This window comes from Xylanimonas sp. McL0601 (assembly GCF_049852175.1).
In the GTDB taxonomy this organism is placed as follows: Bacteria; Actinomycetota; Actinomycetes; order Actinomycetales; family Cellulomonadaceae; genus Xylanimonas.
This window is the reverse complement of the sequence record NZ_CP187527.1, coordinates 1,365,355-1,390,321: the sequence shown is the minus strand read 5'-3', so window position 1 is coordinate 1,390,321 and position 24,967 is coordinate 1,365,355. Positions and strand designations below refer to the sequence as shown.

The window sequence follows — 24,967 nt, the reverse complement described above, 5'->3', positions numbered from 1 at the left end:
CACTGCTGACCCGCGTGAGGACCCGATGCCGGCCAAGGCCAAGACCTTCCTGATCTGGCTCGTCGTGATCTTCGTGATCTACGCGATCGTGAAGAGCCCCGACCGGTCTGCCGAGATCGTCGGGTCGCTAGGACAGATCGCCCTGAACGCGTTCAAGAGCATCGGTCAGTTCCTCGGAAACCTGCTCGGCTGACGCCAGGAGATCGACGTGCAGCCCGCGCCGCGCGTGAGTATCCGCGGGAACCACGACCTGCGGCGGTACATCCTGCCCACCGAGCAGGTCGTCGTCGCCACGCGCCTGCACTGGGCTGCGCTCCTCGAGCCCGTCGCCACCACCGTCGGAGTGTTCCTGCTGGTCGCCGTCGTGGTGAAGGCAGTGCCCCTCTCCGTCGAGCCGCTGGCCGAGTGGCTCTGGATCGTCTGGTTCGCGGCGCTCGGACGCCTGGGGTTCCGGTGGCTGGAATGGCGCCACCAGTGGTTCGTCTCCACAGACAAGCGCTTGCTGCTGCTCTACGGCCTGGTGATCCACAAGGTGGCCATGATGCCGCTGACCAAGGTCACCGACATGGGCTACACACGCACCCCGGGCGGCCAGCTGCTCGGCTACGGGCGGTTCGTCATGGAGTCGGCCGGCCAGGACCAGGCGCTACGACAGATCGACTACGTGCCGCAGCCGGACCAGACCTACCGCACGCTGTGCGCCGAGATCTTCCGGGCGCCTGGCGCGCGTGCCGACAAGCCCGAGCCCGGGCCGGTGCCGGGAGGGGCGACCCCGCGTCCACCGGTCGTGATCGTGCGCGGACGGGCGCTCGGGGACGGGCCCAGGCCGACGACGCAGCCCATCCCGGTCCCGGTTTCCGGTTCGGAGGTTCCGCCGGCCGCTCCTCCAGCGGCTCCTGCCGTCGCCCCCGTGACACCGCACTGGGACACGCCTGGGGACTGGCAGCGGCCGCGGCCGTACGACCCGAACCCGCGCTGACCCGAGCCCCTGCAAAGAACGACGAAGGCCCGGTCCTATGGACCGGGCCTCGATGTGTACCCCCAGCGGGATTTGAACCCGCGTTACCGCCGTGAGAGGGCGGCGTCCTAGGCCGCTAGACGATGGGGGCCAGAACTCCGTTCACGAATGAACGGTGCGTACCCCCAGCGGGATTTGAACCCGCGTTACCGCCGTGAGAGGGCGGCGTCCTAGGCCGCTAGACGATGGGGGCCTGTGACTTCCGGTTCGGAGAACCGGCTGCCGGAGAATCCTACCCGACCTTCAGCGACACTGAGGCCCAGGGTGAGGATGCTGCGCTGGGGTACCAGGACTCGAACCTAGACTAAGTGAACCAGAATCACTCGTGCTGCCAATTACACCATACCCCATGGTGGTATCGGCCCCCTGGTTTCCCAACAGGCCAACGGCTGAGAACATTACCCGACGAGGGCCCGACGGCCAAAACGAGGACGACCTCCGGTGCGTGTCCTCCGTCACGGCCCGGCACAGGGCAGGATCAGGCGAATGACGGCTCCCGACCCGCACGACCACGCCACCCGAGCCGCCTCGTTCTCGCAGGGTGCCGACGTCTACGCCGCCGTCCGACCGAGCTACCCCGACGTTGCCGTGGACTTCCTGCTTCCCGCCGGCGCCCGCCGCGTGCTGGACCTCGCGGCGGGGACCGGCAAGCTCACCGCGGCGCTCGTCGCGCGAGGGCTCGACGTCGTCGCCGTGGAGCCGTCGGAGCCCATGCTGGAGCGCCTCATCAGCGCGCTGCCGGGCGTCGAGGCGCACGTCGGGACGGCCGAGGCCATCCCGCTCGGTGACGGTGCCGTGGACGCCGTGCTCGTGGGCCAGGCGTGGCACTGGTTCGACCATGCGGCAGCCTCCGCCGAGATCGCGCGCGTCCTGCGCCCGGGCGGCACCCTCGGCGTCGTCTGGAACGACCGCGACGGCACCGTCGACTGGGTGGCGCGGTTCGGAGAGATCCTGCACCGTGGCGATCGCCTCGAGCCCGACGCCGGGCGCGGCGGGCCTGTCCTCGGCGACGCGTTCGAGGCGCCGGAGCACGGGGCGTTCCACTGGGCCGACGAGGTCGCCACGGCCTCGCTGCGGCCGCTCGCGGCGTCGCGCAGCTACCTGCTGACGCTGCCCGCCGCCGAGCGCGACGAGCTGCTCGCCGCGGTCGACGAGCTCGTGGCCACGCACGCGGACCTGGCGGGGCGCACGACGGTGCCGCTCCCCTACGTGACGGACGCCTACCGGGCCCGGCGGCGCTGAGGCCGGGCTCAGGCCAGCCCGAGAACCGCGGCCAGCTCGTCGAGGCCCCTGACGCGGTGCACGCCGTCGCCCACGGTGTGGTCGACGCCGCCGCGGCGGGTCTCGGGCCGGTCCAGCCACACGCCGACCAGCCCGGCCGCGACGGCGGCGCGCGCGTCGACGTCGGGCTCGTCGCCCACGTAGGCCGTGCGGGCCGGGTCGCTGCCGAGCAGACGGCAGCCCTCGAGGAAGACCTCGGGGCGCGGTTTTCCGAAACCAAGCGTGTCCACGCCCACCAGCACCGGGACGCCCTCGATGCCGGCTGCGGCGAGCTTCGACTCCTGCAGCGTGACGCGCGCGTTCGTCACCGCTCCCACGGGCACGCCCGCCTCGCGCAGCAGCTTGAGCGCGGCAGGGACGTCGTCGTGCGCGCGCCAGCCCTGCTCGAACGCGCCCCAGAAGACCTCGAGCCACGCCGCGTACGACGACTCGTCGACGCGCGGGCCGCCGAACGCCACGTGCAGCTCGTCGGCGCGCAGGCGCCGCTGCTCGTCGAAGCCCAGCTCACCGCGCGTGTACGCGGCGTAGTGACCGTGGGCGTCGTCGCGCCAGACGGCGAGCATCTCCGGCTCGCGCTCGGCGGGCACGTGCGGCAGGAACGCGTGGCGCACCGCGCCGACCGCGTCGGCGAACGCGCCGCGCGTGTCGACGAGCGTGTCGTCGACGTCGAAGAGGACGGCCTCGATCACGGGGTCAGCCGAGCTTCGCGATCGCCGCGTCGATCCGCGCGACGGTCTTCTCGCGGCCCAGCACCTGGAGCGACTCGAACAGCGGCAGGCCGACCGTCCGGCCCGTCACGGCGACACGCACCGGCGCCTGCGCCTTGCCGAGCTTGAGGCCGTGCTGCTCGCCGACGGCGGTCACGGTGTCCTTCAGCGGCTCGGCCTCCCACGGCTCGAGCGCGGCCAGGGCGGCGCGGGCGTCGGCGAGCAGGGCCGGCGCCGGGTCCTTCATCGCCTTGGCCCACGAGGCCTCGTCGTCGACCGGGGCGTCGAGGAACAGGAAGTCGACGTTGGCGGTGATCTCGCTCAGTGTGGCGACGCGAGTCTGCGCGAGCGGCGCGACGGCGGCGAACGCCGCGGCGTCGAACTGCGCCTCGCTCCACGGTGCGTGGGGGGCGTGCAGCCACGGGGCCACGGCCGCCGCGAACGCATCCGGGGACATCGCCCGGATGTACTCGCCGTTGAAGCTCGTGAGCTTCTTGACGTCGAAGAAGGCCGAGGACGAGTTGACGTCCGCGATGTCGAAGCGCTCGACGAGCGTCTCGAACGGCAGGATCTCCTCGTCGTTGCCCGGCGCCCAGCCGAGCAGCATGAGGTAGTTGACCATCGCGTCCGGGAGGATGCCGTCGGCCAGGTAGTCCTCGAGGGCGACCTTGTCGCGGCGCTTGGACAGCTTCTGCCGCTTCTCGTTGACGATGACCGGCAGGTGCGCCCACGTCGGCGGGGTCGCGTCCAGCGCCTCCCACAGCAGCTGCTGCTTGGGCGTGTTGGGCAGGTGCTCCTCGCCGCGGACCACGTGGGTGATGCGCTCGTCGAGGTCGTCGACGACGTTCGCGAGAAGGAAGACGGGCGAGCCGTCGCCGCGCGCGACGACGAAGTCCTCGATCGCGGCGTTGGGGAACGTGGGGTTGCCGCGGATGAGGTCGACGACGTGGGTCTCGCCCTCGTCGGGCGTGCGGAAGCGCAGGGCGCGACCGGGCTCGTAGGCGAGGCCGCGGTCGCGGCAGAAGGCGTCGTAGCCGGTCTGCGCGTTGCCGGTGCGCGCGGCGACGTCGTCGCGCGTGCAGTCGCAGTAGTAGGCGCGGCCCGCGGCGAACAGCTTGGCAGCCGCCTCGGTGTGCAGGGCGAGGTTCTGCGACTGGAAGTACGGGCCCTCGAAGGTCGGGTCCTGCTCGTGCATGCCGAGCGACGCCATCGCGGAGAGGATGCCCTCGGTCCACTCGGGCTTGTTGCGGGCCGCGTCCGTGTCCTCGATGCGGAGCACGAACGTGCCGCCCGTGTGCTTCGCCACCGCCCAGTTGAACAGCGCCGAGCGCGCCCCACCGACGTGGAACATCCCGGTGGGCGAGGGAGCGAAGCGGACGCGGACGTCGGAGGAACCGGCAGCGGGGAGATTCACGCCCTCAGCCTAGTTGGCGCGGCCTGAGGGGAGGGTTCGCGCAGTCGGGCTCAGATCACACGTCCCCTCTGGCGCGCGTGCTTCGACGAGGGCTGGCATCCGTTCGTGGAGTTGGGCGCCATTCGTGGGATCGGTCCGTCGAACCGGTCCCGAGTCCACGAACCGTTGCGCTCACGGGAGCGTGAGAAGGCGCAGAGGGCGACGCGCCGTGCGGACCGGTCCCGGAAAGCGGGCGAGCAAGCGTGAGCTCAGACGGTCGACGTCGCGCGCGTCGGCGGCCACCACACGGAGGGGTCGCACCCCGAGCGTCTCGACGATCGCGTCCTCCCGACGCTTCTCGTCGAGCAGGGCACGGCGCCCGTCGTAGCCGGGCCCGAACGCTCCGTCGACGTACTTGACCTGCCCGTCGAACTCGGCCAGCACGCGCTGCTCCGGCCACGCGAGATCGACCCGGAAGACGCCGAGGTGCGTGCTCACAGGGAACTGGGTGCAAGGACGAGGCAGGCCGAGCCGCAGAGCCACGTACCGAAGCCACGTCTCCCACGCCGACTCGGCCCCTCCGTCGGCGAGCTCCAGCAGGAGCGCGGCCCGCGCTGAGCCGTTCCGCCGCCCGTTCGCGCGGAGCAGCTCGAGGGCGTCGGCCGAACGGAAACCGCCCTCGAGCGCCGAGTCCGCAACCACGAGACCAGCAAGCGGGTGCATCGTCAGAAGGCACTCGAAGACGGTCTGGAGCAGCGACGTCACGGGAATGCCGTCGATCTCGACGGACGTCTCGGGCAGCCCGAAGTGCCGCACGATGTCGGCCGCGCGCTCACCGCTGGCCCGCGACCGCTGGCGCACGTGCGTCACGTCAGGGACCTGCCAGAGTCGCAGATCCCACAGAAGGGCGGCGCTTGCGTGGCTGAACGCGTGTGCCGCCCGGAGCTGCGCGTGGACGGCGTGGATCCGTGCCAGAGCATCCTCGCTCGTCGCGTGGCTGACCGACGGCGTCGTCGTCGTCTTGTATGCGCCCCTGCGCACGCGTGCGAGTGCGCCGGTCGCCATCCCGCGCCGGAGGGTGTTCCGGTCATGGTCGCGGGCGAGGATCAGCCGTGGCGGCGTCGGCATGCGGCACAGCGTGCCCGTTCGGGCGCCGCGGCGGGCCCTACGTGTGGACAACCTCCCCGCGCAAGCGCCGAGCGACCCGCGCGCCTCGCGCGCCTCGCGCCCTGACGGTTCGTGGGTTCGGGTCCCGTTCGTGGAATCGATCCGTCGAATCGAGCCCGACTCCACGAACTGACGCCACGCCACGGGTCCCCCGCCGGCTCAGGCCGGCCGGCTCAGGCCGCCGTCAGCACCGCCAGGCGGAACACCCGGCTCCGTTCCGTGTGGGTCACCGTGAAGCCCGCCGCCTCCAGCGCCCCCAGGAGCTCCCGTTCCCGGTGGACGTGGAACCGCCAGTCCGTGCGGCGCAGCCGGGCCCCCACGCCCATGAGGCGCGCGGCGCCGCGCACCCACCACGCGTCGCGTGGGTAGCTCAGCACCACGTGGCGCCGGGCCAGGCTCGCGGCCGAGCCGAGCAGGCGTCCCGCGTCCGCGTAGCAGCACACCACCTTCATCAGCGTGACGACGTCGGCCGGCCCTGCGAGGTCGGGGTGTGCGGCCAGGTCGCCGGTCACGCGGTGCGAGCGCTCCGCGAGGCCCGCCTCGGCCAGCAGCGACGCCGCGACGGCGTCGTACTCCGGGGACAGGTCCACGCTGGTCGCCTCGTCCATGCCCGCACGCAGCAGCTCGATGCCGAGGTCGCCGATGCCGGCGCCGACGTCGAGCACGGTGTCACCGCCGATCGTGCCGGCGCGGTAGAGCTCGACGACGCGCTGCGGGTCCCAGGTCAGGCCTGACCTGCGGTACCGCGCGGCGTCGAGGCGCGCCTGGCGGCCGGTGAAGATCCGGTCGTAGCCCTGGGGCTCGCAGCACGCGTCCACGAGCGGTCAGCGGTAGAGCCGCAGGTCGGAGACGCTCCACCACGCGGATGCGGTGCCGGTCTGCGTGATGCGCACGTACCGCGCGGTCACCTGGCCCACGTCGATCGTGGTGAGCTGCCCGGTCGCGGCGCCCTCGGCCACGGTGCGCCAGGCCGTCCCGTCCTTGCTCACCTCGACGCGGTACCCGCGGGCGTAGTCGCCGAGGTTGCCGCCGGAGTCCAGTGCGACCTGGTCGAAGTGGGTCGCACCACCCAGGTCCACCTGGATCTGCTGGCCCGGCGTCTGGGCGGCCCCGGAGGTCCAGCGGGTCGAGGCGTCCCCGTCGACGAGGGCCGCCGGGTCGCCGCCGGTGCTCGCGGTCGCGGTCGCGGCGGACAGGTCCAGCGGGGTGCGGGCGTCGCGGAGCTGGGCGGACGCAGGCCAGACGAACGTGGCGAGCGCGCCGCCGGGCAGCTCGTACTCGAACCGCTGGCCGCCGACGGCGACGGCGAAGGACCGCGGGTCGTCGTTCTCGTTGTGCACCACCAGCGCCATGGACCCGTCGGGGTTGCGGAATGCGACGTCCATGATCTGGCCGTTCCAGCCCGTGGTGCCGAACGACGTCGAGCCGATCCGCACGGCGCCGGGCTTCACGAACTTCGAGAGGTGGCCGATCGTGTAGTACTGCGCGTCGGCGCGCACGGTACCGTCGGCCAGCATCGTCACCAGCCCGTCGCACGTGCCGCAGCCGCCCAGGTGCGGGCCGCCGTCCTCGCGCAGCGCGATGTTCCAGTTCACGACCGACTTCGCCCAGTTGCGCGTCGTGCCGATGGCGAGGGTGCGGGCGTGCCAGGTCAGCGTGCCGCGGAAGACCTGGTCGGGCGTGTCGTTCTCGCCGTGCGAGCCGGAGCACTCGGTGAACCAGATGCCCTTGTTCGGGAACTTGTCGTGCAGCGCGGTCTGGGCGCTCGGGTCACCGGAGTAGCAGTGGTAGGCGGTCCCGGCCACCCACTTGGCGGCGCTGCTGGCCAGCACCTGGTACGGGTAGTCGGTGGCCGGGTCCTCACCGGGCGGCGTGTTCGCGATGTCGTTCGGGTGCTCGGCCCAGTTGTGGTCGTAGGCCAGGATCCGGGTGTGCGGCGAGGCCTCGCGCAGCATGGGCCCGAGGGCGTTGATGACCGCGACCTCCGTCGCCACCGGCATGTCCGTACCGGGGTAGCCCGACGGCGTGCGGTTCTGCGGCTCGTTCTGCACCGACAGATAGTCGACGGGCACTCCCGCGGCCGCGTAGGCCTCGACGAAGCGCACGAGGTAGCGCGCGTAGGCGTCGATGGTCACCGGGTCGTCCTTGAGCCGGCCGCCGATGAGCGAGTCGCCCGTCTTCATCCACGCCGGCGGGCTCCACGGCGTGGCCATCACGGTGAGCCCGGGGTTCAGCGCCTTCGCCTGCCGCAGCAGGGGCAGGATCTGGGCCTCGTCGTGCGCGACCGAGAAGTGCTCGAGCGCCAGGTCGGTCTCACCGGGCGCGACGTCGTCGTACGTCCAGTGCGTGGCCGCCGCCGTGAAGTCGCTCGAGCCGACCGGCTGGCGCAGGAAGCTCACGCCGATGCCGTCCTGCGCGTCGAAGAGCGAGCGCATCACGCTGTCCCGCCCCGCAGGGTCGAGCGCGGCGATCAGGCTCGCCGACGAGTCGGTGATCGACGCGCCGAAGCCGTCCATCGTCTGGTAGGTCGCGTCGGGGTCGACCTCGATGGTCGGCAGGTCCGACGTGCCCGCTGTGAACGACACCGGCGCCCGGTGGTGCAGCAGCTCCGCACGGTCCGGGGTGGTCACCCAGACCTGGGCCTGCGGTGGACCCTCGGACGGCGGGCCGGCGGTCGCCGGTGCGACCGCCGACAGCGTCAGCGCCGCCGCAAGAGATCCTGCGGCGGCACCGGCCAGGGCACGGTTGCGGGTCATGGCGCACTCCTCGTCGTCGAGTGGTGGGTCCGCGGGGGACGCTACCGGTTCCGCCGAGCGAGGCAAGCGCTGTCAGCGGCGGCGCATGACCGGGTTGCTCATCGCGCCGATGCCCACGACCTCGACCTCCATCCGGTCGCCGTGGTCGACCAGGCCGACACCCGCCGGCGTGCCGGTGAGGATCACGTCGCCCGGCAGCAGCGTCATCGCCTCCGAGATGTACGAGATGAGGAACGGGATGTCGAACACCAGGTCGCGGGTGCGGCCGTCCTGCTTGAGCTCGCCGTTGACGCGCGAGCGCACCGCGACGTCCTCCGGGTCGAGGTCGGTGTCGATCCACGGCCCGAGCGGCAGCGAGGTGTCGAAGCCCTTGGCGCGGGCCCACTGGCCGTCGGTGCGCTGCGCGTCGCGTGCGGTGACGTCGTTCGCGACGGTGTAGCCGAGCACGTAGGACAACGCGCTCTCGGGCGTCACGTCCTTGCACACCTTGGAGATGACGACGGCGAGCTCGGCCTCGTAGGAGACCTCCTGCGTCCAGTCGGGCAGCACCACCGGGTCGTCCGGGCCCACCACCGCAGTGTTGGGCTTGAAGAACAGCAGCGGCGTCGTCGGCACGTCGCCGCCCATCTCGGCGGCGTGGTCGGCGTAGTTCTTGCCGACGCACACCACCTTGGAGCGCGGGATCACCGGCGCGAGCAGCCGCACGCCATCGCTCAGCTCGACGCGCTCGCCCGTCGGCATGGCCGGCATGTAGAGCGGGTCGCCGCCCAGGACGGCGAGGTAGGTGCGGTCGCCCTCCTGCTGGACGAGGGCGAAGCGGGGGTCGTCTCCGGTGGTGAATCTCGCGATGCGCACGAACGGAGCCTACGGCGTCAGGTGGTCGCGACAGGCTCCACCGGCGTCACACCCGGGCGAGGACCTCGCCGTGCAGGATGGCGAACCAGCCGTCGGGCGCCTGCGCCCACGCGAGCCAGTCCTGCGCGAGCTGCTCGAGCGCGACGTCGTCGGCCATGCCGGACTCCTGCGCCTGGACGGCGAAGTTCGAGGCGACGCAGCGCTCGGCCCACACCTGGCCCCACCACTGCCGGTCGGTCGGGGTGGCGTAGCACCACGACGACGCGGACGGCACCATGTGCGCGGCCTCGAAGCCGGCCTGCTGCACCCAGGAGAACAGGCGGCGGCCGGCGTCGGGCTCGAACCCGTAGGCGTGCGTGACCTCGTGGTACAGCGTGTTCCACTCGGTCAGGCCGGCCGACTCGGGGTACCAGGCCATGGCGGCGTAGTCGGCGTCGCGCACCGCGACGAGGCCACCGGGCTTGGCGACGCGCTTCATCTCGCGGAGCGCGGCGACCGGGTCGGACAGGTGCTGCAGCAGCTGGTGGGCGTAGACGACGTCGAACGTCCCGTCCTCGAACGGCAGCTCGTAGGCGTTGGCTTCCTCGAACCGCACGTTGGTGTAGCCGACGGCGGCCGCGTGCTCGCGCGCCGCCTCGAGCACCTGCGGCGCCGCGTCCACGCCGACGACCTCGCCACCGGCGAGCACGCGGGCGAGGTCGACCGTGACAGTGCCCGGGCCGCAGCCGACGTCGAGCAGGCTCATGTCGTCGCGCAGGTGCGGCAGCAGGAACCCCGCGGAGTTCTGGGCCGTGCGCGCGCGGTGGGCGCGCAGCACCGACTCGTGGTGGCCGTGCGTGTAGGACTCCGACTCCTTGCTCGGCACGGTGTGGTGCGAGCTGGGCGCCTCGATCGCGTCGGTGAGGTCGGCGCCGGCCGGGGACTCGGGAGTGCGCTCCGAAGTGCCGGCGGGTCGCCAGGTCTGCTCGCTCATGGCACCACGCTAACGAGCGTGGCCTGCCGTCTCATCCGCGGTCCCACGGTGCGGACGCCCGTGCTCCGTCAGAGCGCGAGCGTGCCCCGGACGGTGGTCGTCGTGGCGCCGCCCACCCAGACCTGGCCGTCGGCGTCGAGCTCGACGTGGACGCGCCCGCGCCGCTGGAGCGCGGTGCCCTGCGAGGCAACGTAGGACGGCGGCAGCACCGTGCCCGCGAGCCACTGTCCGAGCCCCGCGTTGAGGCTGCCCGTGACCGGGTCCTCGCGGTCGTCGGCGAACGCGCGCACCTCGACGTCGGCGTCGCCGGGCGCGCCCGGAGAGTCGCCCCAGGGACCGACGACTCCCACGGACACGCCCGCCAGCGCCGCGAGGTCGGGCTCGACGGCGAGCACCGCGGCGGCGTCGCGCAGCCGCAGCCCCAGCCACTCGGGCCCGTTGACGAGCCAGGTGGCGTCGACGACGTCGCCGGGAGCGATCCGCAGCGCCGCGCAGGCACGCTCGAGCTCGGCCGACGACGGCACCCCCGTCCGCACGAGCGGCGGCGCCGCGAAGGCGAGCCGCGCTCCGCCGCCGGGCGCGGGCGACCGGCGGACCGTGACGAGGCCGGCGCCGCACTCCTGGACGACGTCGGCCCGCCCGTGCGCGGCCGCGGGCACGCCCCCGGACTCGAGCCAGGCGTGGGCCGAACCGAGCGTGGGATGGCCCGCGAACGGGAGCTCGCCCGAGGTGGTGAAGATGCGCACCCGGTAGTCCGCGCCCGGGTTCGCGGGAGAGAGCAGGAACGTCGTCTCCGAGAGGTTCGTCCAGCGCGCGAACGCCGCCATCTCCTCGTCGGTCAGCCCGTCGGCGTCGTGCACCACCGCCAGGGGGTTGCCCAGAACCGGGCCGGTGGTGAAGACGTCGACCTGGCTGAACGGCAGGGTGTGGGTCACGCGGTCACGCTAGCCTCCCAAGAATGGAGTCCACCACGGCGGGACGGCTGCGCGTCGGGATCGTGGGTGCGGGCATCGCGGGCCTCGCGCTGGCCGGTGGGCTGCGCCGGCGTGGGCACGACGTCGAGGTGTTCGAGCGGGCCCCGCAGGCAGTGGCGGTGGGTGCCGGCATCTCGATCGCACCCAACGGCGTGCGCGCCCTCGAGCAGCTCGGCCTGGCCGACGCCGTCCTGAGCGACGTCCGCGGCCGTCGCAGCGCGACGACGGCGGCGCTGCTGCGGCCCGACGGGAGCGTCGTGCTGAGGGGCTCGGCGCGGCGGCTGAACCTGCTCGCGCTCACGCGGCCGGCGTTGCACGAGGCGCTGAGCGCCGAGGCCGGCGAGGTCCGGCACGGCGTCGACGCCACGGTCGTCCCCACCGGCCGGCCCGTCATCACCGTCGACGGCGAGGAGCGCAGGTTCGACGTCGTGCTCGCCGCCGACGGCGTCCGCTCGCAGGCGCGGGCCGCGCTCGGGCTCGACCCGGGGCTGCGCTATGCGGGGTGGACGACGTGGCGCGGCCTGACGTCGGAGCCGTTCGACCTCGGCGGGCGGCTGAGCGAGACGTGGGGCCGCGGCGCCATGGTCGGCCTCGTGCCGCTGCTCGACGGGCACGCGTACTGGTTCGGGGCGGCGCACGCGCCGTCGAGCGTGGCCATGGCAGAGCCGCGCACGGACGCTTTGGTGCGGTTCGGCGACTGGCACGCACCCATCCGCGCGGCGATCGAGGCGAGCGACCCCCGGGGCGTGGTGCGGACCGACGCCGTCGAGCTGGCCCAGCCGCTCCCCTCGTTCGGCCGCGGGCGCGTGGCGCTCGTCGGGGACGCCGCGCACGCGATGACGCCCCACCTCGGCCAGGGCGCGAACCAGGCGATCGTGGACGCGGCCACCCTGGTCCGGCTGCTCGACGCCGGGGGGCGACGCGGCATCGGTGAGGCGCTCCGCGAGTACGACCGCCGACGCCGGCCCCGCGCCCGCGTGGTCACCCGGGCGTCGGAGCTCGTCGGCCGTGTCTCCCTCGCCGAGGGCATCGGCGGCCGGGTGCGCGACAGCGTGCTCAACGCCGTGGGCGCCGTCACGCGCCTGGGCCGCGACGACTGACGCCTACGCTGGTGCGGTGCCCACCGCCGTCGAGTCCGCCCTGCCTCGCGCCGCCTGGAGCGGCGCCGCGCAGGCGCACGCGGCGCGTGCGGACGCGCTGACCGCCGTCTGGCGCGAGGCGCACGACGCCGGCCGCAAGCACCCGGTCGAGGACTTCCTCTTCACGTACTACCCGACGCGCCTGCGCACGCTGCGGCGCTGGCACCCCGGCGCCGGACCGGTCCTGGCCGTCGACGCCGACGACGAGCGCCTCGGCTGGCGCTGGCACGCCACCGTCCCGCTGCCCGACGGCGGCACCGGCGTCACGCTCGACGTCGACGCGTTCCTCGCGGAGCGCGGCGACACCGTGCGGTGGCTGCGCTCCTTCGTCGCGGCCACGGCGTCACGGTCCGGGTCGTTCGGCTGCTTCGGGCTGCACGAGTGGGCGATGGTCTACCGCGACGGCGCGACCGGACGCGACCACCGGCACCCGCTCCCCCTGCGGCTGGGCGCCGACGGCACCGACGCCGTCGTGGCGAGCCACCGCATCACGTGCTCGCACATCGACGCGTTCCGGTTCTTCACGCCCGAGGCGCGCGGGCTCAACGCGCTGCAGCCCACGCGGGAGACGCAGGCGGCGCTGGAGCAGCCGGGGTGCCTGCACGCGACGATGGACCTGTACAAGTGGGCGCTCAAGCTGGGACCCGCCGCGCCCGGCGAGCTGCTGCTCGACGCGTTCGAGCTCGCGCGCGACGTCCGGTACACCGACATGCAGGCTTCGCCGTACGACGTCTCGGGCTACGGCCTGGATGCCGTCGCGATCGAGACCCCGGCCGGCAAGGCCGAGTACGTGCGCCGGCAGCGCGCGTTCGCCGAACGCGGGCAGCTGCTGCGCGCTCGCCTCGCCGAGGTCTGCGCCGCCCTGCTCGCCTGAGCGGTCAGTCCGCGAGCGCCTCCGCGAGGAACGTGAGCACGCGCCGCCACGCGTCGGCGGCGGCGCCCGGGACGTAGGTGCGGGCGTTGGTGTCGTTGAAGAACGCGTGCCCCGCGCCGTCGTACACCGTGGCCTCGAACTCCACGCCGGCGTCGCGCAGGGTGCGCTCGACCTCGGGCAGACCCGCCATGAGGCGCTCGTCGTCGCGGCCGTAGAAGGCGTGCACCGGGCACGTGATCGCGGCGGCGTCGGCGGACGCGGGCGGCGAGCCGTAGAACGGCGCGGCGGCGCGCACCCGGGGGTCCGCCGCGGCGAGCGCGAAGGCGTACGAGCCGCCGAAGCAGAAGCCCGTCACCGCCACGCGCCCGTCGACGCCGGGCTCCTCGAGCAGCCGGTCGACCGCCCGGCGCAGCGCGCCCACGGCCCACTCGCCGTACCCGGGCTGCCGGGCCTTGGTCATCGCCTCGCGCATGCGCGGCTGCTCGCGCGTGCGCTCGGCCTCGTCGTCGGACGCGCGCAGGCGGTGCAGCTCGGCGCCGACCTCCGGGGTGATGCCGCCACGGCTGAGGATGTCGGGCGCGAGGACGACGTAGCCCTCGGCGGCGAACCGGTCCGCCACGTCCCGGATGTGGTCGACGAGGCCCCAGATCTCGTGGATCACCACGAGCCCGCCCTGGACGGGCGTGCCCTCGGGCGGGGCGCTGCGGTAGGCAGCGAAGCCGTCCAGGTCGATGGTCGTCCCGCGCAACGGCGCCATGAACCGAGTCTGGCACGGCTCGGCGCCCGGTTACCCTCACCGCATGACGACGACGGCCGCACCCCGCACCGGCTCGCGCGGGGGCGGGCTCGGCCTCGCCCTGGTCTCGGCCGCGTCGTTCAGCCTCTCCGGCACGCTGGCGTCGGGGCTGCTCGAGACCGGCTGGAGCCCCGGCGCGGTGGTGCTCGTGCGGATCGGGCTCGGCGCCCTGGTCGTCATCCCCGTGGGCCTGCTGTCGCTGCGCGGCCGCTGGTCGGCACTTCGCGCCAACGCCGGCGTCGTGCTGCTCTACGGGGCGTTCGCCGTCGCCGGGGCGCAGCTCGCGTACTTCACGGCCATCGAGCGCATGCCGGTCGGGCCGGCCCTGCTGGTCGAGTACACGGCCCCGGCTGCCGTCGTCGCGTGGATGTGGATGCGGCACGGGCAGGCGCCCGGGCGGCTCACGGTCCTGGGGGCCGCCATCGCCGTGGCCGGCCTGGTGCTCGTGCTCGACCTGGTCGGCGGCACGCACCTCGACCCCGTCGGGGTCGCGTGGGCGTTCGGCGCGATGTTCGGTGCGGCCGTCTACTTCGTCGTCGGCGCGTACGACGGCGAGGGGCTGCCACCGCTGGCGCTCGCGGCGGGCGGGCTCGTCGTCGGCGGGGCGCTGCTCGGGCTCGCGGGCGCCGTCGGGATCCTGCCGCTCGCGGCCAGCACCGCGACGCCCGTGTATGCGGGCACGGCCGTGCCGTGGTGGCTGCCGCTGCTCGGGCTCGGAGTCGTGACGGCGGGCATCGCCTACGTCACCGGGGTGCTCGCGGCCCGCAGGCTCGGCGCCCGGCTGTCGTCGTTCGTGGGGCTGGTCGAGGTGGTCGCGGCCGTCGCCGTCGCGTGGCTGCTGCTGGGGCAGGCTCCGGCGGCGGTCCAGCTCGCCGGTGGGGCGCTCGTGCTCGCGGGCGTCGCGGCCGTGCAGGCGGGCGAGCCCCGCACGCCACCCGCCGAGCCTGTGGGTGAGATGCCGGCCTGAGGCCCGGCGGGCCGCGGGCGTGCGGGACAATGGCCTGCGATGACCACCACCACGACGGCCACCCCGCGCCCGGCGGGCACCCTGATCCCGTTCCTGCCGCCGCCCACGGGGAAGGCACCTGACGCCGACACGCTCTTCGAGGCGTACGCGCAGTGGGCCGCCGACGGCGGGAGGCCGCTGTACCCCCACCAGGAGGAGGCCCTCCTCGAGGTGATGACGGGGTCGCACGTGGTGCTGGCGACCCCGACGGGCTCGGGCAAGTCGCTCGTGGCGATGGGCGCGCAGTTCGCCGCGCTGGCCGCGCACCGCGCGGGCCGCGGCGGGCGCACGTACTACACGGCGCCGCTCAAGGCGCTGGTCAGCGAGAAGTTCTTCGACCTGGTCGCGGCGTTCGGTTCCAAGAACGTCGGCATGATGACGGGCGACTCAGCCGTCAACGCAGACGCACCGATCATCTGCTGCACCGCGGAGATCCTCGCGAACCTCGCCCTCCGACGGGGCGCCGGCGACCCCGACGACGAGGACGCGATCTCCCAGGTCGTCATGGACGAGTTCCACTACTACGGCGACCCGCAGCGCGGCTGGGCGTGGCAGGTGCCTCTGCTCGAGCTGCCGCACACCCAGTTCGTCCTGATGTCCGCCACCCTGGGCGACACGACCAGGCTGCGCGAGGACCTCGAGGCCCGCACCGACCGGCCGGTCGCCGAGGTCACCGGCGCCGAGCGGCCCGTGCCGCTCACGTTCAGCTACGTCGTCGAGCCGCTGACCGAGGTCATCGAGGAGCTCGTCACCACGCACCGCGCGCCGGTGTACGTCGTGCACTTCACGCAGAAGGACGCCGTCGAGCGGGCGCAGTCGCTGCTGTCGATGAACGTCGCGAGCAGGTCCGAGAAAGACGCCATCGCGGCCGAGCTCGGCGCCTTCCGGTTCGGCACCGGGTTCGGCAAGACCCTCAGCCGGCTGGTGCGGCACGGCGTCGGCGTGCACCACGCAGGGATGCTGCCCAAGTACCGCCGGCTGGTGGAGCGCCTCACGCAAAAGGGCCTGCTCAAGGTCGTGGCCGGCACCGACACGCTCGGCGTCGGGATCAACGTGCCCATCCGCACGGTGCTCATGACGGGCCTGGTGAAGTTCGACGGCGAGCGCATGCGCCACCTCAGCGCGCGCGAGTTCCACCAGATCTCCGGCCGTGCGGGCCGGGCCGGGTTCGACACGGTCGGCGAGGTGCTCGTCATGGCGCCCGAGCACGTCATCGAGAACCGCAAGGCCCTCCAGAAGGCCGGCGACGACCCGAAGAAGCTCAAGAAGATCGTGCGGAAGAAGGCCCCGGCAGGCTCGGTCAACTGGACCGACGCCACGTTCGAGCGCCTCCGCGACGCCGACCCCGAGGCCCTCACCTCCCAGTTCCGGGTCTCGCACGCCATGGTGCTCAACGTGCTCGCGCGCACGCGGCTGCACGACGGCGGCGCCGCCTCCTCGGGGTCCCCGCGAGTCCCCGCAGCGAAGCGAGGAGACTCGTGGGGTGAGGACCCGGTCGACGCCATGCGCCACCTGCTCACGGCCAACCACGACGCCGACGGCGCCCGCGCGGGCCACGTGCGCCAGGTGTTCCGGATCTACCGCTCGCTGCGTCAGGCGGGCGTCGTGGAGCGGGTCAGGGTCCCGGACCCGTCGCGGCCGGCCGGCTGGCGCCCGTCCGTGCGGCTCACCGTCGACGTGCCGCGCGACTTCGCGCTCAACCAGACCCTCTCGCCGTTCGCGCTGGCAGCCATGGACCTTCTCGACGTCGAGTCCCCGACGCACTCGCTCGACGTCGTCTCTGTCATCGAGGCCACGCTCGACGACCCGCGGCAGATTCTCTACGGGCAGCAGAACGCCGCGCGCGGCGAGGCCGTGGCGGCGATGAAGGCCGAGGGCATCGAGTACGAGGAGCGCATGGCGCTGCTCGAGGACGTCAGCTGGCCCAAGCCGCTCGCGGGCCTGCTCGAACCCGCGTTCGCGATCTACAAGCAGACCAACCCGTGGGTCGCCGACGCCGAGCTCGCCCCGAAGTCGGTGGTACGGGACATGGTCGAGCGAGCGATGACGTTCGCCGAGCTCGTGTCCCGCTACCAGCTCGAGCGCACCGAGGGCGTGGTGCTGCGATACCTCGCCGACGCCTACCGCGCACTGCGCCAGGTGGTGCCCGACGAGCACCGCACCGAGGAGGTCGCGGAGATCGTCGAGTGGCTCGGCGAGCTGGTGCGTGCCACGGACTCGTCCTTGCTCGACGAGTGGGAGCGGCTCGCCAACCCCACCCTCGACGACGCCGACGACTCCCCGCGGACGTCGTTCGACGAGGCCGACGAGCCGCCCGCACGTCCCGTCACGGGCAACCCCCGGGCGTTCCGCCGCCTCGTGCGCAACGCGGCCTTCCGCCTGGTCGAGCTCGCCGCCCGCGAGAACTACGGCGCGCTGGGCGCGGCGTCGGGTACCCCGGCCTGGGACGCCGACGCCTGGGAGGACGCCCTCGACGACCTGTTCGTCGAGCAAGGGGACGACGCCATCGGCGTCGACGCCCCGGCGCGCGCGTCCGCGCTGCTGACCATCCTCGAGCCCGGCGCCGAGCTCCCCGCGGGCGGGCGCGTCGAGCCCGGGACGTGGTGGGTCCGGCAGACCCTCGACGACCTCGACGGCAACCACGACTGGGCCGTCACCGCCCGCGTCGACCTCGAGGCCAGCGACGAGGCGGGAGCCGTCGTGCTCACCGTGCTCGACGTCGGCACGATCGGCTGACGCGCGTGGAGATCCGCGCGCGCCGCTGGGTGGTGGCGGTCCTCGCGGTGCTCGTCCTCACAGGCGGGCTCGTGACGCGTGCGCTCGTACCCGCGGCCGTCGGCGGTCCGCTCGGCGACGGTCTCTACGCGACCCTCGTCGTGCTGTTCGTCGCGCTCGTCTGCCCGCGCACGACGCCCTGGGTCGCCGCTGCCGCCGGATGGGCCGTGAGCGCCGGGATCGAGGCGCTGCAGGCCACCGGCATGCCCGCCGACGTCGTCGCCCGGGTGCCGCTCGCCCGGTACGTGCTGGGCACCACGTTCGTGCCGCTCGACCTCGTCTGGTACGCGGCCGGGGCGGTACTGGGCGGGCTGCTCGTCGCCCTCGCGCGCGCCGACCTCGGCGAGATCCAGGTGCGCCACACCCGCTCCGTGCGGGCCCACCGCCGCGGCCTCGTCACCGCGATCGTGGCGGCGCCGCTCGCGCTGGCGCTCGCCGCGGGCGGCGCCGTCGCCTGGACGCTGCGCGGCGAGGCGCGCGACCTGCGCGCCGATCTCGCGCCCGCGCGGGCGGCGCTCGCCGCGTCCGAGGGCCGCGTCGCCGACGAGGCCACCCGGACGGCTCTGGCGGCGTCGCTCGACGACGCCGCGGCGCTGCTCGCCGAGCGGCCCGTGCTCGAACGCCGGCCGGGTGCCGCACCGCGCGCCGGTGAGGAGCTCACCACGCGGGTGGAGGCGGTCGTCGCCTCGCGCCTGGCCGAGGCTCGCACCGTGGCCGGAACGGCGCGCGACGCCCTCGCGCCCGTGACCACGCGGGGCGACCAGGTGCTCGCGGCGACCGACGGCCTCGGGGCGGACGAGAAGGTGCGCGCCGCGCTGGCGACCGTGCTCGGCGGCGCCGCGGACACCTCCGCGCACGCTTCCGGCGACGGGCTCGCCGCCGCGACCGACCCGGCCGCCGTCGAGCGGACTGCTGCCGAGCTCACGACGGCGCACGACGCCGTCGGGGCCGCGACCGTCGCCCTGCTCACCGCCCAGGACGCCGTCACGTGCCCCTTCCCGGACCAGGTGTGGTTCCCGGAGACCGGCAGGCTCGCCGACGCCGGGCTGGCCCCGATCCCGTGGGCGCCGACGTACCGCCTGCGGGCGGACGTGCTGCCGACACTGGTGGCGCTCGACGACGCGTTCCGTGCCCACTTCGGGCACGACCTGCCGATCAACTCCGCGTACCGCTCGTACGCCGAGCAGGTCGCGGTCTACAACCCGGCGCACCCCAACCCGCTCGCCGCGCCTCCGGGCTGCTCCAACCACGGGCTCGGGACCGCCGTCGACATCGACGGCATCTCGACGACGGGCAACGCCGAGTACGCGTGGCTCGAGGCCAACGCCGAGACGTACGGCTGGACGCACCCGGACTGGGCCGAGCCGAGCGGGCGGCTGCCCGAGCCGTGGCACTGGCAGTCGGTGAAGACGCCGACCAGCTACTGATATGTAGGTGCGGTCTGTCAAGGGGCAGGGTGAGGCTCCCGCTCGAGGGTGGTGTCCGGGCGGGAGCCTCACCCTTGCTCCTCGCGGCCGTGGCCGCCCGGCGCAGGCGTGTCTTGGCGACGCGCGGTCAGACTGACATTCGCGGGTTGGTTACCGCATGACGGGGTGTTCGACGGGAGCTGGCCACAGGTCTGAGTTCGAGCGTCGCCCGGCAGGGTTGCTCACAGTAGCCGTCGTGGGTCGCTCCTCGCGCTGCTCGCCGGGGGGCGCGGTGGGCGGGGGCAAGTCTGGGTTGTCAGGTGGGGTCGAGGGTGGCCAGGGACCAGCACCAGCCGGCGAGCTCGCGGGCGATGGCGGTCGTGGCGACGGTGTGCTTCTTCTTCTGGGCGCTCATGACGGTCCAGCGGTAGTGCAGGCGCTGGTTGCCTTCGTGAGCGCGGGCGCGCACGGGTGCGGGCGCGAGGTCCCAGCGGGCCTGGAGGGTGGCGCCGACCCGGTAGAGCGGCTTGTGGTGCCAGGCGGCCTCGATGAGCAGGCGGCGGGCGTGCGGGTTGCCTGCCTTGGTGATCCCGGCCTGGCGGCGTGAGCTGCCGGAGGAGTGCTCGGAGGGGGTCAGGCCGAGGAACGCGCCGATGGATGATCCGGTGAACCGGGTCCAGTCGCCGATCTCGACGGCCAAGGCGAACGCGGTCAGGGTCGAGATCCCGCGCAGGCACGCCAGCCGGTGGGTGATGTCGGTGAACGGGGAGTCGGCGGCCATGAGGGCGATCTTCTCGTCGAGGCGGTCGCGGCGGGCCTCGGCGAACTGGACGGCTTCTAGGGCTGCGTCGAACGCTGCGGTGGTGGCGGGCAGGTCGAACCGGATCTGGCCCAGCCAGGCGTGGTGGACCCGGTTCCAGGTCGTGCCGCCGGTGTAGACGATGCCGTGGCGCAGCAAGAGCTTCCCGGTCCGGTGCCGGGCCGCCATCAGCTCGTGGCGGGTGTCCTCGCGAGCCCGGACCAGGTCGCGGGCGGCTTCCTCGATCAGGGTCGGGACGCGCACGGGGGCGAGGTCGTCACGGGTGAGCAGGCGGGCCAGCAGGACCGCGTCACGGTCGTCGGTCTTGACGTGCTCGCCCGGGGCGCGGGCGATCTTCGACGGTGCGGCCAGCACGCACCGGATCCCGGCGTCGTCGAATGCGCGGGCCAGGCCGAACCCGGTGGGTCCGGCCTCGTAGGCCGCGGCGACCGTGCCCGGCCCGGCGGCCGGATCCAGAGCGTCGATCCACGCGAGGATCCCGGCCGGGTCCGGGGCCAGGCGGCGGGTGTGCAGCTCACCGGTCGAGGTATCGATCGCGGCGGCCGAGACGGAACGAGCGTGGACGTCCAGACCGACGGCCCACCGCTCGCTAAAGTGGGTGATCACAGGGGCCTCCCGACACAATGTGGATAGGCCAGACAGGAACAGCCTGGTAACCCACGACCTTGTGCCGGGCAGGCCTCTGCTGACAACAGCCGCTGCCACCGACCGCGTCGACGCGGGCACACGCCGTCGGCGGGCGCGGTGGCGTCAAGGCCGGCCCGCAGGGCCGCCCCGCAGGGGCCGAAGGGCCTTAGACACCACCACGAACGACGACGACCATCACGCCGGCCCCCGCCGCGATCGAGCCGCGGGCCATCACCTCATACCGTCTGACCCGCGGGTCCGCCCGTGAGGTGGCAGGGTGGGGGCCCATGGTCGCCTTCGTCTCGCACGTCACCGTCGACTGCCACGACGCCTTCGCGCTGTCCGAGTGGTGGAAGCCCGTTCTCGGCTACACCGACGTCCCGGACGACCCGAACGAGCCGGGCCACGAGGAGTGCATGATCGTCGACCCCACGGGTCAGGGTGCCACGCTGCTCTTCGTCGAGGTCCCCGAGCCCAAGGAGCGCAAGAACCGCCTGCACCTCGATCTGCGCCCGCGCGAGCGGCAGCAGGAGGAGGAGCTGGCCTTCCTCACCGCCCACGGCGCCACCGTCGTCGCCGACCGCCGCGGCATCTACGGCCCCGGCTCCGGCTGGGTCGTGCTCGCGGACCCCGAGGGCAACGAGTTCTGCATCCTCCGGTCTCCTGCCGAGCGCGCGGCCCTGCTGGCCGCGCAGGCCGCGCAGGCCTGAGCGCTCAGCCGGGCAGCAGCCCCAGCCCGCGCAGCATGGTCGCGAGGCCGCCCGCGTACGCCAGCACGACGAGGACGCGGCGGACGACCGTGCGCGAGATGTGCCGCGACGCGATGTCACCCACCCCGATCGCGACGACGACGGCCGCCGCGAGCGTGAGCCAGGCCCACCACGGGAGTGGCGGCAGAGTCACGTCGGTGAGCAGCAGCTTCGCGCCCGCTGCCCCCGTGGCGTTGACCACGAAGAACGGCTGCAGCGTGGCCGCGAACCGCTTGGGGTCCCACCGGTCGAGCACCGAGTACGCAGCCAGGGGTGGCCCGCCGATGCCGGCCGCGACGCTCCCCGCCCCGCTCAGCGACCCGGCGACGGCGGCGGGCCACTGCGCGCCCTCGTGCCATAGCCGCCGCTCGCCGCGCATCCGGTGCGCCAGGAGCGAGGTCGTCATGCCGACGATCACCACCACGCCCACGGTGACCTCGAGCGCAGCGCTCGAGACGTCGCGCAAGAGCCAGGCGCACGGCACCGTGGTGCACACCGACGCCGGCGCCATCGCCGCGAACCGCCGCCAGTCGACGTCGCGCAGCACGCGCGACAGGATCAACAGCGCGCTCGTGGCCCCCATGAGGTTGACGAGCAGCACGCCCTGATGCGGGCCGAGCACAAGCACCACGAACGGGCCGGCCACCATCGCGAACCCGAGCCCTGTCATGCGCTGGAGTGCACCGCCCACCACGATGGCGATGAGGAGGACGGCCAGCACGCGGTCACCCTAGCCCGGTGCCCGCGAGCGCGTCCCGCACGTGGCGCTGACACCACCTTGCGTGCCGCGGCGCGCGTTCGCCACACTCCCCCGGTGGCGAAGAAGAACGCACAGGCGGGCGGCACGCCCGCAGTCGTCGCGCTGGAGCGGGCAGGCGTGGCGCACACGCTGCACACCTACGAGCACGACCCGGCGTCCGACCTCGGCTACGGGCTCGAGGCCGCCGCGGCGATGGGCGTCGACCCGGCGCAGGTGTTCAAGACGCTGATGGCGGACGTCGACGGGCGGCTCGTGGTCGGCATCGTGCCCGTGGACCGGCAGCTCGACCTCAAGGCCCTCGCCCGCGCCGTCGGCGGCAAACGGGCCGCGATGGCGCAGCCCGCCGCGGCTGAGCGTGCGACGGGCTACGTGGTGGGCGGCATCTCGCCGCTCGGCCAGAAGCAGCGTCACACGACGGTGGTCGACGACTCCGCCGAGGCGTTCGACGTCGTGTACGTCTCCGGCGGGCGCCGCGGGCTCGACGTCGGCCTGGCGCCGGCGGACCTGCTGACGCTCACCGCGGGCACGGCCGCCCCGATCGCGCGTTAGGGCTGCACGTACTGCGTGTGCGTGTACGTCGGGTACACCGCATCGCTGCGCACGATCTGCTTGCCCAGCGGCAGCAGGGAGACCGGGATCATCTTGAGGTTCGCCCAGCCCAGCGGGATGCCGATGATCGAGACGAACAGCGGGATGGCCGTCACGATGTGCGCGAGCGCCAGCCACCAGCCTGCGAGCAGCACCCAGATGACGTTGCCCAGCGCGCTGCCGACGCCCGCCGTGGGCTTGTCCACCACGGTGCGGCCGAACGGCCAGAGCGCATAGGCGGCGATGCGGAACGAGGCGATCGCGAACGGGATCGTGATGATCGGGATGATCAGGAGGATGCCCGCGAGCACGTACCCGGCGGCGAGCCAGAAGCCCGCGAGCACGAGCCAGATCAGGTTCAGGAGTGTCTTCATCGTGCGTCCATGGTCCCCCGCGGAGCTGCCGAGGGCATCCAGGATCACCCTGAGCCTGCCCCTGACCCGGCGAACCTAGACTGTCCGCATGCCGTCGCCCCTGACCGGGATCGCCTCCCGGATCGCCGCCGTGCGCGCACGCATCGACGACGCCGCCCGCGCTGCGGGCCGGGACCCGCAGGAGCTCCGGCTGCTGCTGGCGACCAAGACGCAGGACGCAGAGACCGTGCTCGACGCGGTCTCGGCCGCGTCGTCGGGCCCGGGCGGCTCACGCAGCGTGCTGATCGGCGAGAACCGCGTCCAGGAGCTCGTCGCCAAGGCGCCTGCGCTCGCCTCGCTGGTCGCCGACGGGCAGCTCGAGGTGCACATGATCGGGCACCTGCAGAGCAACAAGGTCAACCAGGTGCTGGCGACGGCGTCGTGCGTGCAGACCGTCGACTCCGCGGCCTTGGCGAGCGCGCTGTCGACCCGGTGCGAGCGCGACGGGCGGGTGCTCGACGTCATGGTCCAGGTCAACGTCTCGGGCGAGGACACCAAGGCGGGCACACGGCCCACCGAGGCGGCCGCGCTCGCGCGCGACGTCGCCGCGCTGCCCGGGCTGAGGCTGACCGGGTTCATGACGATCGGCGCCCTGTCCGACGACGACGCCGTGGTCCGCGCAGGGTTCGCGCGGCTGCGCGCCATCCGCGACGAGGTGGTCGCGAGCGGTGCGCCGGGGACGGCGGACGCGCGTGAGCTCTCGATGGGGATGACGGGCGACCTCGAGCTTGCGGTGGCCGAGGGCGCGACGATCGTGCGGGTGGGGACGGCGGTGTTCGGATCGCGCGCGGTGCCGGCTGCTCACTGATCAGGGAACGCGCGCGATCCACTCCGGCGTGCCGAACTTCGTCTCGACCAGCCCCTCGGCGCGCTCCAGCTCGTCCGGGCGCAACTCCGAGTCCACGGTGCGGTACTGGCTCTTGAAGTACTTCTCGAACGCGTCGACGATCGCCTCGCGGGCCATGCCCGTCTGCGAGCGCAGCGGGTCCACGCGCTTGTTGGCGCTGCGGGTGCCCTTGTCCGAGAGCTTCTCGCGGCCGATGCGCAGCACCTCGAGCATCTTGTCGCTGTCGATGTCGTACGCCATCGTCATGTGGTGCAGCACCGCGCCGCCCGCGAGGCGCTTCTGCGCGGAGCCCGCGAGCTTGCCGGCGGGCGAGGCCACGTCGTTCATGCCCGAGAAGAACGCCTCGACGCCGATGCTCTTGAGCGCCCCGAGCACCCACGAGTCCAGGAACGCGTACGACTGCTCGAACGACAGGCCGTCCACCAGCGAGGCGGGCACCACGAGCGAGAAGGTCACGCAGTTGCCGGCCTCCATGAACATGGCCCCGCCGCCGGAGATGCGGCGCACCACGGTCACGTCGTGCTTGGCGACGCCTTCGGGGTCGAGCTCGTTGGCCAGCGACTGGAACGAGCCGATGACGACGGCCCGCTCGTCCCAGTCCCAGAACCGCAACGTGGGGCCGCGCAGGCCCTCGGCGAGCTCCTCGGTGAGCACCTGGTCGAGCGCCGCGAGCGTGGGGACCGGGAGCGGTCCGGGACGCAGCACCTCGAAGACGTGGTCGTCCCAGGTGGTCGCGTGCCCCAGCGCGCGCCGGGCGGCGACGGCGACGGCCCACGGGTCGAAGCCGACCAACGCCACGGGGCCGGCGATCGCGCCCGACGCCTCGGCCGCCTTGAGCCCCTGCTCGACGGCCGCCGCGACCTTGCCCGTCGGGGTGTCGGCCGCGAGCCCGTCGAGGGCGTGGTCGATGACCTCGAGCGCCTCGTCGGGCTCGAGGAAGAAGTCGCCCGAGAGGTGGGCGTTCGTGAGGCGGCCGTCCGCCACCTCGAGCTCGACGGCGACGAGCTTGCCGCCAGGGACCTTGTACTCACCACGCACGGGGT

At 73.5% G+C, this 24,967-nt stretch carries 24 protein-coding genes and 3 tRNA genes; 11 read left to right on the top strand and 16 right to left on the bottom strand.

Annotated features, from left to right (window positions below):
• The first annotated feature begins 25 nt into the window (after window positions 1–25).
• Window positions 26–193: a hypothetical protein gene (locus ACO4JP_RS06300; RefSeq protein ID WP_425956525.1), complete on the top strand. Its 168-nt coding sequence runs from the start codon at window positions 26–28 to the stop codon at window positions 191–193.
• 15 nt (window positions 194–208) lie between these two features.
• Window positions 209–979 (top strand): PH domain-containing protein, encoded by a 771-nt coding sequence (locus tag ACO4JP_RS06295; RefSeq protein ID WP_425956524.1) that lies wholly within the window; start codon window positions 209–211, stop codon window positions 977–979.
• Window positions 980–1,036: 57 nt separating this feature from the next.
• Here ACO4JP_RS06295 and ACO4JP_RS06290 read toward each other — a convergent pair.
• From ACO4JP_RS06290 to ACO4JP_RS06280, 3 genes are all read right to left on the bottom strand, one after another.
• Window positions 1,037–1,109 (bottom strand) — tRNA-Glu (locus tag ACO4JP_RS06290).
• A 29-nt stretch (window positions 1,110–1,138) separates the two neighbouring features.
• Window positions 1,139–1,211 (bottom strand) — tRNA-Glu (locus tag ACO4JP_RS06285).
• Between the two features lie 85 nt (window positions 1,212–1,296).
• Window positions 1,297–1,368 (bottom strand) — tRNA-Gln (locus ACO4JP_RS06280).
• Between the two features lie 136 nt (window positions 1,369–1,504).
• On the opposite strand from ACO4JP_RS06280, the gene ACO4JP_RS06275 reads away from it, so the two are divergent.
• Window positions 1,505–2,260, top strand: a complete 756-nt coding sequence (locus tag ACO4JP_RS06275; RefSeq protein WP_425956523.1) for a class I SAM-dependent methyltransferase — start codon at window positions 1,505–1,507, stop codon at window positions 2,258–2,260.
• Between the two features lie 8 nt (window positions 2,261–2,268).
• Here ACO4JP_RS06275 and ACO4JP_RS06270 read toward each other — a convergent pair whose 3' ends face one another.
• The 8 genes from ACO4JP_RS06270 to ACO4JP_RS06235 all read right to left on the bottom strand — a co-directional run bounded on the left by ACO4JP_RS06270 (window position 2,269) and on the right by ACO4JP_RS06235 (window position 11,085).
• Entirely contained in the window at window positions 2,269–2,988 is a 720-nt protein-coding gene (locus ACO4JP_RS06270; RefSeq protein WP_425956522.1) for an HAD family hydrolase, read from the bottom strand.
• A 4-nt stretch (window positions 2,989–2,992) separates the two neighbouring features.
• Window positions 2,993–4,420 (bottom strand): glutamate--tRNA ligase, encoded by a 1,428-nt coding sequence (gene gltX / locus ACO4JP_RS06265; protein WP_425956521.1) that lies wholly within the window; start codon window positions 4,418–4,420, stop codon window positions 2,993–2,995.
• Window positions 4,421–4,591: 171 nt separating this feature from the next.
• Window positions 4,592–5,527 carry a hypothetical protein gene (locus ACO4JP_RS06260; RefSeq protein ID WP_425956520.1) on the bottom strand — a complete coding sequence of 312 codons (936 nt, stop codon included), beginning with the start codon at window positions 5,525–5,527 and terminating at the stop codon, window positions 4,592–4,594.
• A 212-nt stretch (window positions 5,528–5,739) separates the two neighbouring features.
• Complete coding sequence (locus ACO4JP_RS06255; protein WP_425956519.1) at window positions 5,740–6,384, bottom strand: methyltransferase domain-containing protein; 645 nt, start codon at window positions 6,382–6,384, stop codon at window positions 5,740–5,742.
• A gap of 6 nt (window positions 6,385–6,390) precedes the next feature.
• Window positions 6,391–8,322 carry a discoidin domain-containing protein gene (locus ACO4JP_RS06250; protein ID WP_425956518.1) on the bottom strand — a complete coding sequence of 644 codons (1,932 nt, stop codon included), beginning with the start codon at window positions 8,320–8,322 and terminating at the stop codon, window positions 6,391–6,393.
• A gap of 72 nt (window positions 8,323–8,394) precedes the next feature.
• Entirely contained in the window at window positions 8,395–9,177 is a 783-nt protein-coding gene (locus ACO4JP_RS06245; RefSeq protein ID WP_425956517.1) for a fumarylacetoacetate hydrolase family protein, read from the bottom strand.
• Window positions 9,178–9,223: 46 nt separating this feature from the next.
• Complete coding sequence (locus ACO4JP_RS06240; RefSeq protein WP_425957061.1) at window positions 9,224–10,042, bottom strand: class I SAM-dependent methyltransferase; 819 nt, start codon at window positions 10,040–10,042, stop codon at window positions 9,224–9,226.
• A 176-nt stretch (window positions 10,043–10,218) separates the two neighbouring features.
• Window positions 10,219–11,085: a PhzF family phenazine biosynthesis protein gene (locus ACO4JP_RS06235; RefSeq protein WP_425956516.1), complete on the bottom strand. Its 867-nt coding sequence runs from the start codon at window positions 11,083–11,085 to the stop codon at window positions 10,219–10,221.
• A 23-nt stretch (window positions 11,086–11,108) separates the two neighbouring features.
• On the opposite strand from ACO4JP_RS06235, the gene ACO4JP_RS06230 reads away from it, so the two are divergent.
• Entirely contained in the window at window positions 11,109–12,224 is a 1,116-nt protein-coding gene (locus ACO4JP_RS06230; RefSeq protein ID WP_425956515.1) for an FAD-dependent monooxygenase, read from the top strand.
• Window positions 12,225–12,240: 16 nt separating this feature from the next.
• Window positions 12,241–13,137 (top strand): 3-methyladenine DNA glycosylase, encoded by an 897-nt coding sequence (locus ACO4JP_RS06225; protein WP_425956514.1) that lies wholly within the window; start codon window positions 12,241–12,243, stop codon window positions 13,135–13,137.
• A gap of 4 nt (window positions 13,138–13,141) precedes the next feature.
• On the opposite strand, the gene ACO4JP_RS06220 is transcribed toward ACO4JP_RS06225, so the two are convergent.
• Complete coding sequence (locus tag ACO4JP_RS06220; protein WP_425956513.1) at window positions 13,142–13,894, bottom strand: dienelactone hydrolase family protein; 753 nt, start codon at window positions 13,892–13,894, stop codon at window positions 13,142–13,144.
• A gap of 43 nt (window positions 13,895–13,937) precedes the next feature.
• Between ACO4JP_RS06220 and ACO4JP_RS06215 the strand changes: the two genes are divergently transcribed.
• Genes ACO4JP_RS06215 through ACO4JP_RS06205 form a run of 3 tightly spaced genes read left to right on the top strand, consistent with a single transcriptional unit; the run spans window position 13,938 to window position 19,141 of the window.
• Complete coding sequence (locus ACO4JP_RS06215) at window positions 13,938–14,900, top strand: EamA family transporter (protein ID WP_425956512.1); 963 nt, start codon at window positions 13,938–13,940, stop codon at window positions 14,898–14,900.
• Between the two features lie 39 nt (window positions 14,901–14,939).
• Window positions 14,940–17,675, top strand: coding sequence for a DEAD/DEAH box helicase (locus tag ACO4JP_RS06210; RefSeq protein WP_425956511.1), 2,736 nt, complete (start codon window positions 14,940–14,942; stop codon window positions 17,673–17,675).
• 5 nt (window positions 17,676–17,680) lie between these two features.
• On the top strand, window positions 17,681–19,141 hold the full coding sequence (locus tag ACO4JP_RS06205) for a DUF2809 domain-containing protein (protein ID WP_425956510.1): 1,461 nt from the start codon (window positions 17,681–17,683) through the stop codon (window positions 19,139–19,141).
• Window positions 19,142–19,436: 295 nt separating this feature from the next.
• Here ACO4JP_RS06205 and ACO4JP_RS06200 read toward each other — a convergent pair whose 3' ends face one another.
• Window positions 19,437–20,546 (bottom strand): IS110 family transposase, encoded by a 1,110-nt coding sequence (locus ACO4JP_RS06200; RefSeq protein WP_425955702.1) that lies wholly within the window; start codon window positions 20,544–20,546, stop codon window positions 19,437–19,439.
• 308 nt (window positions 20,547–20,854) lie between these two features.
• Here ACO4JP_RS06200 and ACO4JP_RS06195 point away from each other — a divergent pair, with 308 nt between their 5' ends.
• Window positions 20,855–21,277, top strand: a complete 423-nt coding sequence (locus tag ACO4JP_RS06195; RefSeq protein WP_425956509.1) for a VOC family protein — start codon at window positions 20,855–20,857, stop codon at window positions 21,275–21,277.
• 4 nt (window positions 21,278–21,281) lie between these two features.
• Here the strand turns inward: ACO4JP_RS06195 and ACO4JP_RS06190 are convergent, their stop codons facing one another.
• The gene (locus ACO4JP_RS06190; RefSeq protein WP_425956508.1) at window positions 21,282–22,037 is read right to left on the bottom strand and encodes a sulfite exporter TauE/SafE family protein; all 756 of its coding nucleotides are present in this window, start codon (window positions 22,035–22,037) and stop codon (window positions 21,282–21,284) included.
• Between the two features lie 93 nt (window positions 22,038–22,130).
• On the opposite strand from ACO4JP_RS06190, the gene ybaK reads away from it, so the two are divergent.
• Window positions 22,131–22,625, top strand: a complete 495-nt coding sequence (ybaK, locus tag ACO4JP_RS06185) for a Cys-tRNA(Pro) deacylase (protein WP_425956507.1) — start codon at window positions 22,131–22,133, stop codon at window positions 22,623–22,625.
• On the opposite strand, the gene ACO4JP_RS06180 is transcribed toward ybaK, so the two are convergent.
• Window positions 22,622–23,038 carry a YccF domain-containing protein gene (locus ACO4JP_RS06180; protein WP_425956506.1) on the bottom strand — a complete coding sequence of 139 codons (417 nt, stop codon included), beginning with the start codon at window positions 23,036–23,038 and terminating at the stop codon, window positions 22,622–22,624. The genes ybaK and ACO4JP_RS06180 overlap by 4 nt on opposite strands.
• Before the next feature lie 88 nt (window positions 23,039–23,126).
• Between ACO4JP_RS06180 and ACO4JP_RS06175 the strand changes: the two genes are divergently transcribed.
• Window positions 23,127–23,885, top strand: coding sequence for a YggS family pyridoxal phosphate-dependent enzyme (locus ACO4JP_RS06175; RefSeq protein WP_425956505.1), 759 nt, complete (start codon window positions 23,127–23,129; stop codon window positions 23,883–23,885).
• Here the strand turns inward: ACO4JP_RS06175 and ACO4JP_RS06170 are convergent, their stop codons facing one another.
• Window positions 23,886–24,962, bottom strand: coding sequence for a lipoate--protein ligase family protein (locus ACO4JP_RS06170; protein WP_425956504.1), 1,077 nt, complete (start codon window positions 24,960–24,962; stop codon window positions 23,886–23,888).
• Window positions 24,963–24,967 lie beyond the last annotated feature (5 nt).

Bases quoted from the DNA above. Each gene is read 5' to 3' on its own strand.
- ACO4JP_RS06300 (WP_425956525.1), top strand. From the start codon at position 26: ATGCCGGCCAAGGCCAAGACCTTCCTGATCTGGCTCGTCGTGATCTTC.
- ACO4JP_RS06275 (WP_425956523.1), top strand. From the start codon at position 1,505: ATGACGGCTCCCGACCCGCACGACCACGCCACCCGAGCCGCCTCGTTC.
- ACO4JP_RS06260 (WP_425956520.1), bottom strand. From the start codon at position 5,527: ATGCCGACGCCGCCACGGCTGATCCTCGCCCGCGACCATGACCGGAAC.
- ACO4JP_RS06250 (WP_425956518.1), bottom strand. From the start codon at position 8,322: ATGACCCGCAACCGTGCCCTGGCCGGTGCCGCCGCAGGATCTCTTGCG.
- ACO4JP_RS06230 (WP_425956515.1), top strand. From the start codon at position 11,109: ATGGAGTCCACCACGGCGGGACGGCTGCGCGTCGGGATCGTGGGTGCG.
- ACO4JP_RS06220 (WP_425956513.1), bottom strand. From the start codon at position 13,894: ATGGCGCCGTTGCGCGGGACGACCATCGACCTGGACGGCTTCGCTGCC.
- ACO4JP_RS06215 (WP_425956512.1), top strand. From the start codon at position 13,938: ATGACGACGACGGCCGCACCCCGCACCGGCTCGCGCGGGGGCGGGCTC.
- ACO4JP_RS06210 (WP_425956511.1), top strand. From the start codon at position 14,940: ATGACCACCACCACGACGGCCACCCCGCGCCCGGCGGGCACCCTGATC.
- ACO4JP_RS06195 (WP_425956509.1), top strand. From the start codon at position 20,855: ATGGTCGCCTTCGTCTCGCACGTCACCGTCGACTGCCACGACGCCTTC.
- ACO4JP_RS06180 (WP_425956506.1), bottom strand. From the start codon at position 23,038: ATGAAGACACTCCTGAACCTGATCTGGCTCGTGCTCGCGGGCTTCTGG.
- ACO4JP_RS06175 (WP_425956505.1), top strand. From the start codon at position 23,127: ATGCCGTCGCCCCTGACCGGGATCGCCTCCCGGATCGCCGCCGTGCGC.